We start from the raw sequence: 13,841 nt of genomic DNA, 5'->3' as shown, positions 1-13,841 counted from the left end.
CCTCATGATGCGGTAAGCGCTCCATGAACCCCACGTATTCAAAAATAGGCGGCGCGCTTAGCAAGGCGATGCGAGCGAGCAGTTCCAAGGCAGCAAGGCCTCAAAGTCTTCTACCCTCGAGGCTTGTGGCAGGCGCTCAAGTGCATGGCGCAGCCACGCATAGGGCTCTTGGCCGTTGGCTTTAGCCGTCTCGATCAAACTGTAAAGTTGAGCGCTGGCCGTCGCGCCTTTGGGCGTGTCGCTGAACAGCCAATTCTTGCGCCCGATAACGAAGGGCCTGATCGCACGCTCGGCGGTATTGTTGTCGATCGGCAAGTAACCGGCTTCGGTGTAGCGCACCAACTTGTTCCAGTTGTTGCTCAGATAACTGATCGCCTTACCCAGCGCGTTCTGCGCGGTTACTTGAGGCTGGGTTTTCTCCAGCCAGGCGTGCAACTGCGCCAACACCGGCAGACTGTTTTGCTGCCGACCTTCGTAGCGATGTTCATCGCCGACTTCTTTTAAATCTCGCTCGATACCGTACAGCTTGTTGATCAGATTCAGCGCGATATCCGCGCGCCCAGTCTTGCCTTTGGGCTGCACTTTTTGCGCTTCGACGAACTTGCGTCGAGCGTGTGCCCAACAGCCCATACGTTCGATACCAGGTTGTACACCTAGCGCGTTGTAACCAGCGTAATCATCGGTCATCAGGTAGCGCTGATAGCTTTCGAGCAAGCGCGACGGAACCTCCTGCGCCCGGCTGGTCGAGTAGTCAAACAAGATAACGGGCTGATTCGGCGGCCCACCGGTTTGCACCCACATCCAGGATTGGCTGGTGGGCTCTCGATCAGGTTCTTTCAGCACTTGCACGCGCGTTTCATCGCAGTGGATGACGCGGCTCTCCAGTAGCCGGTCGCGCATCAAATTTAGCAAGGGCTGCAGGTGTTCACCGCACTGGATAACCCAGCGCGCCAAGGTCTGGCGTGGAATATCGACGCCGTGGCGACCGAGGACTTTTTCGAAGCGGTGAAGCGGCAAACCGTCGACGTATTTGGTCGTCAGCAACATCGCCAACACACTGGGGCTGGCCATGCTCTTTTCGATCAGTTGCGCAGGCTTGTCTGCGGTAACCGGTGCGGTTTCGCAATCGCGGCAACCGTAGACCTTGCGCACATGTTTGATCACGCGGATTTGCATCGGCACGATCTCCAGCTGCTCGCTGATTTCCTCGCCAATGGCGTGCTTGCGGCAACCGCAGGCGCAGGTCAGCTCGTGCTCGGGCAGTTCGTGAATGACTTCGATACGCGGAAGATCTGCGGGCAGAGGCTTACGTTTGCCCCGTCGCCTGGTCGGCGCTACGACCTCTTCTTCAACCGCTTCGTCGACCAACTCGGCGACGCTTTCAGCTTCGTTGAACAAGGCCATTTGCGGGGTCGCAGGATCGGCAGTCTGCTCTGACTTGCGCCCGAAAAGACGCTGACGCAACAGCGCGTTTTCTTCTTCGAGATGAACGATCTTGCCCTTATCCGACTCGCGCTCACTCAGCATTTTCTCAAGCAGTTGCTTGAGCAAAACAGGGTCGTCAGGAAGGTCTTTGGGCATGGAAATCATGCTCTGGATTATACCGAATCAGGCGACAAATCGAGGCGTCAAAACTTGATGCGGACGGTTGCGCCACAAATCAAAACCGTCAAGTAACCAGTTGAGCTCTTGAACCGTCAGCACGATGGCTTCATCCGAACAATCCGGTGACGTTTTGAAACGCTCGGACTCCAGCCGTTTGAGCCAAAGGCAAAAGCCGTTGCGTTCCCAATACAAAATCTTCACCCGATTGCGGGGTTTGTTGAGAAAGACGAAAAGCACCGGATCGAACACCGCGACCTTGATGTCCAGTTCGACCAGAGCGGCGAGGCCGTCGATGGATTTTCGGAAGTCGACGGGCTTGGGGTAGAGATAGATTTTTTCGACTTTTGCGTCGGGACGCATCATGAGGTGCTGGCTCCGGAAAGGAATCGGGAGCACAGCATCGGGGATCAGTTGGTGACTTTGAATGTGGGGTTTGTGGAGCGGTTACAGAAGACGCAAGCGCAGGTCACGCCGCAAAGCGTGCTAGGCAAGGCGGTGCAGTACTTGGCGAACAACTGGAGTCGTCTTGAGCGCTATGTCGAAGCCGGTTTTTTACCCATCGACAACAATGCCGCCGAAAGAGCGATAAAGCCGTTTGTCATCGGGCGCAAAGCCTGGCTGTTCAGCGACACGCCCAAAGGCGCCACGGCCAGTGCCCAGATCTATAGCTTGATCGAAACCGCGAAAGCCAACGGCCAGGAGCCCTATACGTGGCTTCGCCACGTACTGGAGCGACTGCCACAAGCGAAGTCGGTAGAAGACTACGAAGCGCTGTTGCCGTGGAGTTGCTCATCGGAAATGCCACGATAAGTGGGAAGTACATCTGGCGGTAGGTGTACTTCGTGGATCGCATACGAAATGATGACGGCGATGATGGCCAAGCATCATGAGAGTCTACCCTTAAATAAATAGCACGGTGTTGCATTCAGCCTCTGAAGCTGCCTAGTTAAATACTGGTGTTAACCATCAAAGAATATCCTCTGCGAGGAGGATGATCTAGTCAGCTCTGCGCGTGCAGCACGATCTGTTAAGTATGATTTGTTAACGCTTGCATATATCCCAAGTGCTACCGCTATCAACTGATAGGTAAAATATTTGCCAAATATTAAAAGTATTATTGTTGACGATAGCATGCTGAAGCATAATGCGGCTTGTCTTGATCTGTCCCCAGCTATAAATACTCTTGCCGAAATATGTACCAGAGGGATAAGCAGCATCGCGCAGTAAAATGCAAATCCTAAAAGTCCAAGTTCTTGCCAGCCCGATAGGATGTTGTGAATATAGTGACCTTTTTCGTAGTTGCCATAGTCACCAAATATAGGGTTTTCGATTATTTTTGAGATGCCGTCTTGAGCTAATTCGTTTCGGACTCTGGAAGAGTTGTCCTCTGAAAGGTTGACGAGGTTTGCAATCCTATTTGAGGAACTGTCGGGGTCTAAATATAGGAGTCCCGCAATAGCGATTACACCAAACAATATGCTGAGAAGCGGTGAGATAAGCCTGTATCTTGAACGGCACATTTCGAAGGCTACATAAAATATCCCCAACATTACGAACTCGCTTCTTGAGCTGTTTATGTACAAGCATACGAGGCAGATCGAGAACGCTAGTGCTCTATACTTAAGTCGCTTGACTTGAGATATGAGTACCACCGCCGGACAGAGGTAGGCTACAGCGAATGTTTGATAGCTAGCTACAATGTCCGGGGTGCTTGATATTAGTTTAATATAAAATCTTCCGCCCGAAGAAAGGCTAATTATTATAGCGCTCATGGCGAGAATGCATATAATTAGAGTTTTTTTCATGTAAGTTCGGGTGAAGTCTATGTTTCTGAAGATAAGGTAGCATGCTAGCAAGTTTACTATTTGATAAGTGTGTTGGGTTGCCGTATCTTTATATTCTTCCTTGGTGATGTGGTAAGAAACTACCGTGGAAAATATTAAGATAAATGTCAAAAATACGGCGTCGCTTGTTTTTATTTTGTGTGTGGATAATATTGAGAGAAATATCATGCATAGGAATGGAAGGCCTAGTGCTGCGCTAGCAATAGTCACATACCCACCTAATACTGGTGGTATAATTCCGAGCCCTAGTGCGGTATGGTAGAAGAAAGTTCCCGCAAAAAGCCCAAGCATCGATAACATTGATAGTTTAGACAGAGTGGCTTTAGATGTCCCTAGATTTGATTTTTCCATTTCAGTTCTGTTGTGTGGATTCTTGAGAGTATAAGTGAAGCGCTGACAGCTTATCAGCTCTCACTAGGGGCGCGCCATGCGCGAAAGCGAATGTCTTGAAGCTGAGCAGGTGAGACAACGTCTTGGTCACGAAATCTTCACTCGGAGGTCGGGTTTCCAGCTTCCACACCTCAACCAGGAGGGGGCTCCAAAAATGCGTATTCTGAAGAAACGCTTGGAAAATTTTGATACCTTCCGTCCCATAGTATCGGTGTCAGAGGCTTCTAAGATAAGCGTTCGCCTAGATGGCATGCAGAAAATGGGGGGGCGACAATCCCTATGGCCAGCGGCCAGCAAAACTGGCTGGATTATTGTTGACATGATGGCATCATACCCCCATATATCGGAATTATTGGCCCATATTCCCCTGTTCTGAAAATCTCTCGAGGTCTCAATGTAAGAGAGAATTATGTGCTTTTTCAACATTTAGATTGTAGTTTTTAGACAGATATAGGCCATGTTTGGCTATAAGCTCTGCAAACCCATTCGTAAAAAAAGCTGGCCATTCGATAAGTGGGTTTCGTGCTCTAGTTGTATTGGGGCCTACATAAAGGTTAAGAACGTTTTCCGGTAGTGGATAAGAGTTGGCATACCGTTCATAGATGCTATCTGTTTTGGCGGCAAACGGATACCAACTTATTCCAAGAGTTCCACTGAGGCCGTATGGGCCATATCCGAGATCGCTATTGCTACCCACGGTAGAATATCTATACCTATATAGACCGTTCTTGCCATCCATGTAGTTCTTGAGAAGTACTGATGTTCCACGAATCGTTATCACGTGCTCAACAAGTTGATTTGAAAACCCTTGGTAAGCTCGTATCAAATATTCTCTATCATTCGCTTGCTGTTCAGTGCCCATAATCATGCTCCGAAAAAACAATGGCCAGCGATGCGAATGCGAGGAGTCCTCTGCTATATCTTTAACACGCCATTCTCCTAGGTCGGTACGAAGTTCCGAATGGCCAGCAAATCTAAAGTCCGGATGGTCCGTCCACATTCCCTGTTGGAATAACCACCCTCCGGTTTCACTGAATTTTCCACGTGACCGGACCACAGAGATGCCCGACGCAATCAATTCGCGAACGCTTGACTTAATTTCACTAGAAAGCTCTTTCAGTGCTTCAGGGTTTTTCTTGTTGATAAATGAAATGTCACCTGCAATAGAAAATAAGAAAAGCTCATAATCTGTGATCGCGGGGTAGTAACTCAAAGGCCACACTTCAGAATTGCTTTGAGCGAGTCTTAGTCTGGATTTTGAACCGATTAATGGAAGGTGACCCCATTGCAGGGCAGGTTCGAACATCCATCTGCTATGCAGCCAAGCTGAAACTCTTTGTGCGAGATAGATATTGTTTCTAGTCAATGGATAATCAAACTCGCTCCGAAGCGCGAGGTAACGTGACACAAAGTAAATCCATTGAGCTTGATTAAGTCGTCCGCCTGGAAGCTCTTGAGATGCGAAACGGGACATTAATGTTTCAAATTGTTTTATGCCTTTCTTGTCGCCTGCCACAAATGCAAAGTGCATAGGGATCATTAGAGTATTTGATGCGTCATAGGCATCGCGGGCATTCCAAAGAGGCTCGACAGTAAGAGTCGATATGTTTTTTTTCCATGCATCGCTCGCGCTGCCGATTCTAGATATTTCAATCTTAGTTTCTGCAGTTGTAGAGAATGCATGAGGCACTGAGATGTTTGTAAGTAATAAAAGTAGTGAAATGTAAATTAATTTCAATATATGGCTCTTCTTTATATGTTATTTTTACATGGGGAGTTGGTGTGCAGTTGTAGCTGCATGAACGTATTCTTAGATCATCGTACCTCTCAAGCATACGTCTAATCGTGATTCGATTCTATCCCAATCGCGCCATGGGAGAAATCGCCTGAACTGCAACATTGGCCGGCTGTTTTGAATCTAACATTCCCAGCCTTCGTCCGAATTAGTAATGATTCCTCCACGCCTCTGGGTTTGACTGTATGCGATCCACGAAGTACACCTACCGCCAGATGTACTTCCCGTTTACCGTGGCATTTCCGGTGAGCAGTTCCACGGCAGCAACGCTTCGTAGTCGGCGACCGACTGCGCATGCGGCAGTCGCTCCAGTACCTGGCGCAGCCACGTATAGGGCTCTTGGCCGTTGACCTTGGCGGTCTCGACCAAGCTGTATATCTGGGCACTGGCAGTCGCCCCTTTGGACGTATCGCTGAACAGCCAGGCCTTGCGCCCGATCACAAACGGCTTGATCGCCCTTTCGGCGGCGTTGTTGTCGATCGGTAAAAAACCAGCCTCCACGTAACACTCCAGCCGGCTCCAGTTACTGGCCAGATAATTAACAGCCTTGCCCAGAACGCTTTGTGGCGTCACCTGTGACTGTGTTTTATCCAGCCAGCTTTTCAACTGGGTCAGGACCGGTAGACTCTTTTCCTGACGAACGATAAATCGCTGCTCATCGCTGACGTCCTTGAGTTCACGCTCGATGCCGTACAGCTTGTTGATCACCGTCAGCGCGATATCGGCCCGACCCGTCTTGCCCTTAGGCTGCACTTTTTGCGCTTCGACAAACCTGCGTCGCGCATGCGCCATGCACGCCAGACGCTCCACGCCCGGTTGTAACGCCAGAGCGTTATATCCGGAATAATCGTCGGTCATGACATAGCCACGATAACTTTCCAGCAGACGCAGCGGCACATCCTGCGCACGGTTGGAGGTGTAGTCGAAGAGCACGACCTTGCGATCCGGCGGCCCGCTAGCCTGCACCCACATCCAGGATTGGCTGGTCGGGTCTCGATCCGGTTCTTTCAGTACCTGCACGCGGGTTTGATCGCAGTGGATGACCGGGCTTTCCAGCAACCGATCACGCATCAGGTTCAGCAACGGTTGCAAGTGTTCACCGCACTGGATAATCCAGCGTGCCAGGGTTTGACGCGGGATATCGATACCGTGTCGACTCAGTACCGTCTCGAAGCGATGCAGCGGCAAGCCATCGACATACTTGGTGGTCAGCAACATCGCCAGAACGCTCAGACTGGCCATGCTCTTTTCGATCAACTGAGCTGGTTTGTCAGCGGTGACCGACGCCGTTTCACAACCACGGCAACCGTAAACTTTGCGCACGTGTTTGATCACGCGAATCTGCATCGGCACGATGTCCAACTGCTCGCTGGTTTCTTCGCCAATGACATGCTTGCGGCAACCGCAGGCACAGGTCAGTTCGTGTTCGGGCAGTTCGTGGATGACTTCGATACGCGGCAGATCAGCCGACAGTGGCTTGCGTTTGCCGCGACGTGGCGTAGAAGCAACCACCTCTTCGTCAGCGTCGCCGACTGGGAGCATTGGCTCGCTTTCGGGCTCATTGAACAACGCCAGTTGCGGCGTGTTGGACTCGACGGTCTGCTCGGATTTGCGTCCGAACAAACGGTCGCGCAGCAGCTTGATCTGTTCTTTCAAATCGACGATATGAGTCTGGTAGGCCTCAGCTGTTACTTGCTGACGATTGAGTGCCTCAAGCAACATTTGCTTGAGCAAAACAGGATCATCGGGAAGGTCTTCGGGCATCAAATTCATGCCGGGGATTATACCCGTCAGGCAACGATTCTTGGAGTCAAAACCTTGTGAGGGCGATTGCGCCAGAGATCAAATCCATCCAGCAACCAGTTCAGTTCCTACACGGTCAGGACGATAGCCTCGTCCACCTCATCGGGCGAAGTTTTGAAACGCTCGGATTCGAGGCGCTTGAGCCATAAGCAGAAGCCGTTGCGTTCCCAGTACAACACTTTGACGCGGTTGCGGTAGCGATTCAGGAAAATGAAAAGCACGGGGTCGAATACCGCGACTTTGATGTCCAGCTCGACCAGGGCGGCCAGGCCGTCGATTGATTTTCGGAAGTTCACCGGCTTGGGGTAGAGGTACACCTTTTCGACTTTGGCGTCGGGTCGCATCATGGCGGGCGGGCTCCAGGGGAATTCGGGAGCACAGCATCGGGGATCAGAAGACGGCTTTGAATGTGGGTCATGGACCGCATACATACCAGGGGCTCATAACAACCCCTGTATCTTTTCCAACTGGCTGCGGGTCATTTGTCCGGTTCGGGTTTGCAGGTTTACATAGCTTTGCAGCATGGCCAGTTTGGTATCGAGCAGATCCCGTTTGGCGGAGTATAGACGCTGCTGGGCGTCGAGAATTTCCACCGTGGAGCGTACGCCCGCCTGGTAGCCTTTTTCAGCTGACGTCAGGGCAACCTGGCTTGAGCGCACCGCGGTTACCAGCGCCTTGCTCTTCTCGAAACCGGCCACCACACCGAGGTAATTGCCCTCGATATCTTCGGCCATTTGCTGGCGTTGGGCGTCGTAACTCGAACGGGCGCTTTCCAGGGCTGCGCGCGCCTTTTCGGAGGAGGCACTGACTCCCCCGCCTTGATACAACGGAATGTCGATCACCACGCCCAGGTAGTAAGTGGACTGGCGTTGGGAAAGGTCATTGACGTCGCTCTGGCCGACACGCGACAAGCGGCCGCTCAGCGCCACGGTCGGATAGTGTCCGGATTGCTGCAGTTTCCAGTTGGCTTCGGCAACGTCGATCGAGGCGCGGCTGACGCCCAGCTTTGAACCGGCCTGCTCGGCCTTCAGCATCCAGTAGTCGAGATCTTCCTCGGGGGCCAATAAGACTGTTGCCGGCAGTTTTTCCTGCATCTCGGGGATGTTTCCCACGGTGATGCCAGAGCGGCCCGAGAGTTTACGTAGCGCGGCCCGGCGCCGAGCCTGCAATTCGATTTCCTGGGCGCGAGTCAAGTCCAGTCGGGCCTGAGCCTCTTCAAGGTCCGTGATTGTGCCTTCACCGGCTTCAAACAAACGACTGGACTGCTTGGCCAAGGCTTCGATGGATGCTTTTTGCTGGGTCGTTAGCTTCAGCTCGTTTTCCACTTGCGCGATGTCGAAATAGGCTTCCACCACACGATCGAATAACCCTTGTCCGGCGCCTTCGTGCTGCTCTTCGCCCAATTTCGCTCGAGCCTTGGCCTGTTCGTACGAGGCCCAGCGACCTTTGTTGTAGAGCGGCTGGCTGACCGAGAGGGCAACGCTGTCAGACGCGAACTGGTCGTCCTGGCCATTGGCCGGGGACTGCTTTTCGAACTGTCCGCCGTGGCCATATCGGGAGTTGATGGCAACCTGTGGCAGCAAGCCGCTGCGACCGATGGCTATCTCCTGGCGTGACGCCTCATAGTCATGGTCGGCAACCTGATATGTCGCGTCATTCAGCCTGGAGGCGTCGTAAAGGGCGACCAGCGAAAATTGATCATCGCCAGCCAGGAGCTGGCACGACCAGCACAAAGAGAGCAGGGCTATATGTGCGCGCACTGTCATTCTTCCTTGAAAGCACCGGCCATGCGCTCGGTAATCGGTTGCATCAGGTAGTTGGCAAGTGTGCGCTCGCCGGTTTTGACCAGTACTTCGGCCTGCATACCCGGTTTGATCTCCAGGCCCAGGTCGCGGAGAAGAAGGGTGTCTTCCGGGCTGACGGACACTTCCACCGAGAAGTACGGTGAGTTGCTATGTTCGTCGATCAACTGGTCAGCCGACACAGTGGCGACCTTACCGACAATGACGGGAGTATGAACCCGCTGCAACGATCCAAAGCGCAGATCAACCGGTAGCCCTGGCCTGAGTCGGTCGGCCATCATCGGCGGGAATTGCACTTTGACCATCCAGCTCGCACCTAGCGGGACGATGTCCATCAGGCGTTGCCCGGCGGCTGCGATGCCGCCGACCGTGTGCACGCTCAGGCCCATCACCTGTCCCGCGACCGGCGCGACAATGGAGGCGCTTTGCACCTCGAACTCAAACGATTTGATCTGATCCGTCAGGCTCGAGGTTTGTGCGGAAACCTGAGTCAGTTGCGACTCGGCTTCACTGCGGAAAACCTGCTCTTGTCGCAAGGCCTTGAGTTTGCTTTCGTTGATCGACTGGCGCGTGCGACCGATGTCGGAAATTGTAGAGGCCAGCTGGGCGCCGAGTTGCGCGGCATTGCTCTCGGCTTCGAACAGCCGGTTGCGTGGCAGATAGCCTTCCCGGGCCAGTTCGCGCAGGCCTTTAAGCGCTTGCTGCTGGAATTGAAATTGTGCCGCGTGGCTGCGCTTGATCTCTTGGTAACCGGCCAGTTGCTCGTTGAGCGAGGTGACTTCGTGTTGACTGATTTTCATCCGGCTGGCCAGTTCGGCACGGCGAGTGGCGAATAAGTAGCCTTGCAGCTCCATCGCTGCGCGAGCCCGCGGGTCGCTTGCCTTGGCCTGCATCTCTGGCGACCACTGGATACTATCGCGGCCCAGGCGCTCGGCCATTAGCCGCTCTTCAATGGCGCGTGCGCTCAGCCATTGCCCTAATGCGACATCCAGCTGCGATTGCGTCTGGACGATATTGAGTTGCACCACCACCTGACCTTGCTGCACTTGGTCGCCTTCGCGCACCAGGATGCGGTCGATCATGCCGCCCGTGCGCGACTGGACGGTCTTGCGCTCGCCAGAAACTACCACGGTGCCGCTGCCCACCACCCCACGATCCAGCGGGGCCAGGCCTGCCCACAGGAAAAAGCCACCCAGGCTCAAGATCAACAGCCATACGCCGAAGCGGGCAATGCCCACGGCATCCGCATCGGGTGCTGGTGTAGGGGGCAACATGTCGTTCTGAATGGCTTGCATTGACGCCTCAGGCTTGTTGATTACTGGGTTCGGCGGACTTCTGCACGGGGGGTGGCAGCAGAGCCTTGAGCACCTGATCCCGAGGGCCGAACAGATGCTGTAGGCCATCCCTGAGGAACAACAGTTTGTCGACGACACCGAGAATGTTCGGCCGGTGGGTCACCAGCACCACGGTGCTGCCGGCTGCCTTCAACACATGTACGGCCTGCACCAGAGCCGCTTCGCCGGCTTCGTCCAGATTGGAGTTGGGTTCATCCAGCACCACCAGCGGCGGGGCACCGTAGAGTGCGCGTGCCAGGCCGATACGCTGTTTCTGACCACCCGACAGGCCCAGCCCGCCAACGCCCAGCAGCGTGTCGTAACCTTTGGGGAAATGCAGAATCATTTGGTGAATGCCGGCCATCCGCGCCGCTTCGATGACTTTTACCGCGTCAACTTCACCAAAGCGTGCAATGTTTTCGGCGATGGTGCCGTCGAACAGCTCGATGTCCTGTGGCAGGTAGCCCAGATAAGGGCCCAGTGCTTCGCGTGACCATTGATTGACGTCGGCGTTGTCCAGACGCACAGAACCTTGGTTCGCGGGCCAGATGCCAACAATGGCCCGGGCCAACGAAGACTTGCCCGAAGCGCTGGGGCCGATAATCGCCAGGACCTCGCCTTTGGCCAAGCTTATCGTTACACCGTTTACGGCAGCTCGCTGCATGCCCGGAGGGGTAATCACCAGTTTGTCGATGCTCAGTGCACCGGTTGGCGCTGGCAGCGGCATGCGCGCCGACGCATCGGGGAACTCGCTAAACAGGCGATTCAAGCGCTCGTAGCTGCTCTTGGTATTGCCCATTTGTTTCCAAGAGCCTATCAGCGCTTCGGCGGGTGCCAGAGCCCGACCCAACAGCACCGACACAGCGATCATTACCCCGGCGGAAATTTGGTTTTCCATCACCAGCACCGCGCCCAAACCCAGCGCCAGGGATTGCCAGGTCATGCGTATGAAACGGGATATGGCCGCAATTCGCGAGCTGCGGTCACTGGCCTCACCCTGTTCAGTGATGACACGCTGCTGCACATTGAACCAGCGGCGGCGCAGGGGAGTAAGCATGCCCATTGCCTGAATGACTTCAGCATTCTGCAGCGTGCTGTTCACATAGCTGGAGGAGGAGACGGACAATCGATTGGCTTCACTCATGCTCTTGCGGGTGGCCAGTTCGTTGCAGACACCCAGCGCGCCAAGGATGACCGCCCCTATTACCGTAAATACCCCCAGCCAAGGGTGAAAGAGAAAGGTGGCGATGACGTATATTGGTAGCCACGGCGCATCGAAAAGCGCAATCAGCGCCGGGCCGGTGACGAACTGGCGAATATTGTTGAGGTCACTGAGTACTTGCGCCGGGTTGGAAGTGTGTTCCTTCAGGCTTCGCTCAAACGCGGCGTTGAACACACGCTCTCCAAGCTGCGCGTCAAGACCTGCGCTCATCTTGATCATGACCTGGCCACGGACCCACTCCAGAGCACTGCTGAGGGCAAAGAGGCCGAGCAGTATTAAACTCAGCATCAGTAGCGTGGTTTCGTTACGGCTGGTCAGGACTCGATCGAAAACCTGCATCATGTAGATGGAGGGGACCAACATTAAAAGGTTGATCACCCCACTGAACAATGCGAGCACACCAAAAAGACTGCGATAGCGCAGCAACGCTGCATCGATATCTCGCTTGGGGTCAAGAAAAAGGCGCATAAAATCCACAAGATAGAGACACGTTAGAGAAGATGCCAGTTGCGCTATTGTCAGGCTGGTAAATGCTTGCAGAGCATTTAAGGCGGCTGATGCTAGCACTTTGCTGCTAACTAATGAACTGTGCGCAGCCCCGTTCACACAACTACTTCATCGGCCGCAAGTACTTGATCATGAGCGGGTTATTACGGGGGAGGGAAGTGAGTATCGACGTGAGCAGAAAGATTCAAGCTCGATAAAAAACTTCGTTCGATCCTGCAACCGAAAGAAAAACAAAAGGCTACCAAAGGTAGCCTTTTGTTATGCGCTCACCCTCTATCAGGCAATCAGATCGGTAACTTTCAGTGTGCTCACCCCCAGCAACTGAATTTCGTACTCAGCGGCGGTATCGGCGTCAGTGCTGCCGTAGAGAACGCCACCGGCGAACCGTAGCTGCCCTGTGGCATTGCTGCTGAACGCGCTGGAGCCGATGAAGCTGAACGCATCGTTGGCTGCCGTTGCCAGGTTGGCGTCCAGCGTCGACAGGTCGATCTTGTCGCCTTCGCTGGTCTTGAAGTCGCCAATGACATCGCGAAGGGCAGCGCCCAGGCCCATTTCAGTCAAGGCATTGAAGTCGAATTTGTCAGCCCCGGCGCCACCATAAAGCTTGTCCAGACCCGTACCACCGATCAGCAGGTCATTACCGGCTCCACCGCTGAGCGTGTCGTTGCCGGCACCGCCGGTGAGGGTGTTTGCAAGCGCATTGCCGGTCAGCTTGTCGTGATAGTTACTGCCTGTGAGGTTTTCGAAGTTCAGCAGAGTGTCTGAGCCAGAACCACCGGTAGCTTGCGCGGTGGTCAGCCCCAGATTGGCGGTCACTGCCGCAGTGGCAAAGGCATAGGACAGGGTATCGATACCGGCGCCACCATTGATGACGTTATTGCCGGCGCCTGCATAGATGACGTTATTGAGGCTGTTACCGGTGCCGTTGGCCGCTCCGGTCGCCAGCAGGCGCAGGTTCTCTACGTTGCTGCCAAGGGTGTAGGCCCCGAGGTAGCTGTAAACGGTATCGCTGCCACCGGTGCTGGTAACAGCATTGGTTTCACTGACGACATCGCCTGCGTTGTCGACATAATAGCTGTCGGATCCGTCGCCACCGTTCAGGCGGTCGGCACCGGCAGCGCCGTTGAGGATGTCGTTACCCAGGCCACCGTTGAGGGTGTTTGCAAGCGCATTGCCGGTCAGCTTGTCGTGATAGTTACTGCCTGTGAGGTTTTCGAAGTTCAGCAGGGTGTCTGAGCCAGAACCAGCGGTGGCTTGCGCGGTGGTCAGCCCCAGATTGGCGGTCACTGCCGCAGTGGCAAAGGCATAGGACACGGTATCGATACCGGCGCCACCATTGATGACGTTATTGCCGGCGCCTGCATAGATGACGTTATTGAGGTTGTTACCGGTGCCGTTGGCCGCTCCGGTTGCCAGCAGGCGCAGGTTCTCTACGTTGCTGCCAAGGGTGTAGGCCCCGAGGTAGCTGTAAACGGTATCGCTGCCACCGGTGCTGGTAACAGCATTGGTTTCACTGACGACATCGCCTGCGTTGTCGAC

10 protein-coding genes and 3 pseudogenes are annotated in these 13,841 nt (G+C 54.2%); 3 read left to right on the top strand and 10 right to left on the bottom strand.

Annotated elements, in window-relative coordinates; translation table 11 throughout:
• Positions 1-57: 57 nt before the first annotated feature.
• Both C6382_RS21240 and tnpB (C6382_RS21235) read right to left on the bottom strand, forming a co-directional pair.
• A complete protein-coding gene (locus tag C6382_RS21240) occupies positions 58-1,590 on the bottom strand; it encodes an IS66 family transposase (RefSeq protein ID WP_107026286.1) in 1,533 nt (510 codons plus the stop codon).
• Between the two features lie 18 nt (positions 1,591-1,608).
• A complete protein-coding gene (gene tnpB, locus C6382_RS21235; RefSeq protein ID WP_256589167.1) occupies positions 1,609-1,968 on the bottom strand; it encodes an IS66 family insertion sequence element accessory protein TnpB in 360 nt (119 codons plus the stop codon).
• A gap of 81 nt (positions 1,969-2,049) precedes the next feature.
• Between tnpB (C6382_RS21235) and C6382_RS21230 the strand changes: the two are divergent.
• Positions 2,050-2,415, top strand: a pseudogene (locus tag C6382_RS21230) (transposase); the annotation flags it as partial.
• A gap of 149 nt (positions 2,416-2,564) precedes the next feature.
• On the opposite strand, the gene C6382_RS23940 reads toward C6382_RS21230, so the two are convergent.
• On the bottom strand, positions 2,565-3,800 hold the full coding sequence (locus C6382_RS23940) for an O-antigen ligase (RefSeq protein ID WP_146146925.1): 1,236 nt from the start codon (positions 3,798-3,800) through the stop codon (positions 2,565-2,567).
• Between the two features lie 76 nt (positions 3,801-3,876).
• Here C6382_RS23940 and C6382_RS21225 point away from each other — a divergent pair, with 76 nt between their 5' ends.
• Complete coding sequence (locus C6382_RS21225; protein ID WP_107026285.1) at positions 3,877-4,215, top strand: hypothetical protein; 339 nt, start codon at positions 3,877-3,879, stop codon at positions 4,213-4,215.
• Between the two features lie 15 nt (positions 4,216-4,230).
• Here the strand turns inward: C6382_RS21225 and C6382_RS23935 are convergent, their stop codons facing one another.
• From C6382_RS23935 to C6382_RS24500, 7 genes and pseudogenes are all read right to left on the bottom strand, one after another.
• A complete protein-coding gene (locus C6382_RS23935; RefSeq protein ID WP_146146924.1) occupies positions 4,231-5,577 on the bottom strand; it encodes a hypothetical protein in 1,347 nt (448 codons plus the stop codon).
• A gap of 285 nt (positions 5,578-5,862) precedes the next feature.
• The gene (locus C6382_RS21220; RefSeq protein ID WP_107026284.1) at positions 5,863-7,407 is read right to left on the bottom strand and encodes an IS66 family transposase; all 1,545 of its coding nucleotides are present in this window, start codon (positions 7,405-7,407) and stop codon (positions 5,863-5,865) included.
• Between the two features lie 98 nt (positions 7,408-7,505).
• Positions 7,506-7,784, bottom strand: a complete 279-nt coding sequence (gene tnpB, locus C6382_RS21215) for an IS66 family insertion sequence element accessory protein TnpB (RefSeq protein ID WP_256589166.1) — start codon at positions 7,782-7,784, stop codon at positions 7,506-7,508.
• A 93-nt stretch (positions 7,785-7,877) separates the two neighbouring features.
• Positions 7,878-9,203, bottom strand: coding sequence for a TolC family outer membrane protein (locus C6382_RS21210; RefSeq protein WP_107026283.1), 1,326 nt, complete (start codon positions 9,201-9,203; stop codon positions 7,878-7,880).
• A complete protein-coding gene (locus C6382_RS21205) occupies positions 9,200-10,534 on the bottom strand; it encodes an HlyD family type I secretion periplasmic adaptor subunit (protein ID WP_107026282.1) in 1,335 nt (444 codons plus the stop codon). The genes C6382_RS21210 and C6382_RS21205 overlap by 4 nt, the downstream gene beginning before the upstream one ends.
• Positions 10,535-10,541: 7 nt before the next feature.
• On the bottom strand, positions 10,542-12,263 hold the full coding sequence (locus C6382_RS21200; RefSeq protein WP_107026281.1) for a type I secretion system permease/ATPase: 1,722 nt from the start codon (positions 12,261-12,263) through the stop codon (positions 10,542-10,544).
• A gap of 315 nt (positions 12,264-12,578) precedes the next feature.
• Positions 12,579-13,712 (bottom strand): annotated as a pseudogene (locus tag C6382_RS24500) (type I secretion C-terminal target domain-containing protein); the annotation flags it as partial.
• On the opposite strand from C6382_RS24500, the pseudogene C6382_RS24780 reads away from it, so the two are divergent.
• A pseudogene (locus tag C6382_RS24780) lies at positions 13,709-13,801 on the top strand (hypothetical protein); the annotation flags it as partial. The pseudogenes C6382_RS24500 and C6382_RS24780 overlap by 4 nt on opposite strands.
• Positions 13,802-13,841: the final 40 nt, after the last annotated feature.

The organism is Pseudomonas sp. BBP2017 (assembly GCF_003024385.1).
Classification (GTDB): domain Bacteria; phylum Pseudomonadota; class Gammaproteobacteria; order Pseudomonadales; family Pseudomonadaceae; genus Aquipseudomonas.
The sequence above is the reverse complement of the archived record's forward strand: the minus strand, read 5'-3'. Positions and strand labels throughout refer to the sequence as shown.

What these genes read in the sequence shown, in the direction of transcription:
- C6382_RS21205 (WP_107026282.1), bottom strand. Translation starts at nt 10,534, where the DNA reads ATGCAAGCCATTCAGAACGACATGTTGCCCCCTACACCAGCACCCGAT.
- C6382_RS21220 (WP_107026284.1), bottom strand. Translation starts at nt 7,407, where the DNA reads ATGAATTTGATGCCCGAAGACCTTCCCGATGATCCTGTTTTGCTCAAG.
- C6382_RS21200 (WP_107026281.1), bottom strand. Translation starts at nt 12,263, where the DNA reads ATGCGCCTTTTTCTTGACCCCAAGCGAGATATCGATGCAGCGTTGCTG.
- tnpB (WP_256589167.1), bottom strand. Translation starts at nt 1,968, where the DNA reads ATGATGCGTCCCGACGCAAAAGTCGAAAAAATCTATCTCTACCCCAAG.
- tnpB (WP_256589166.1), bottom strand. Translation starts at nt 7,784, where the DNA reads ATGATGCGACCCGACGCCAAAGTCGAAAAGGTGTACCTCTACCCCAAG.
- C6382_RS21225 (WP_107026285.1), top strand. Translation starts at nt 3,877, where the DNA reads ATGCGCGAAAGCGAATGTCTTGAAGCTGAGCAGGTGAGACAACGTCTT.
- C6382_RS21240 (WP_107026286.1), bottom strand. Translation starts at nt 1,590, where the DNA reads ATGATTTCCATGCCCAAAGACCTTCCTGACGACCCTGTTTTGCTCAAG.
- C6382_RS21210 (WP_107026283.1), bottom strand. Translation starts at nt 9,203, where the DNA reads ATGACAGTGCGCGCACATATAGCCCTGCTCTCTTTGTGCTGGTCGTGC.
- C6382_RS23940 (WP_146146925.1), bottom strand. Translation starts at nt 3,800, where the DNA reads ATGGAAAAATCAAATCTAGGGACATCTAAAGCCACTCTGTCTAAACTA.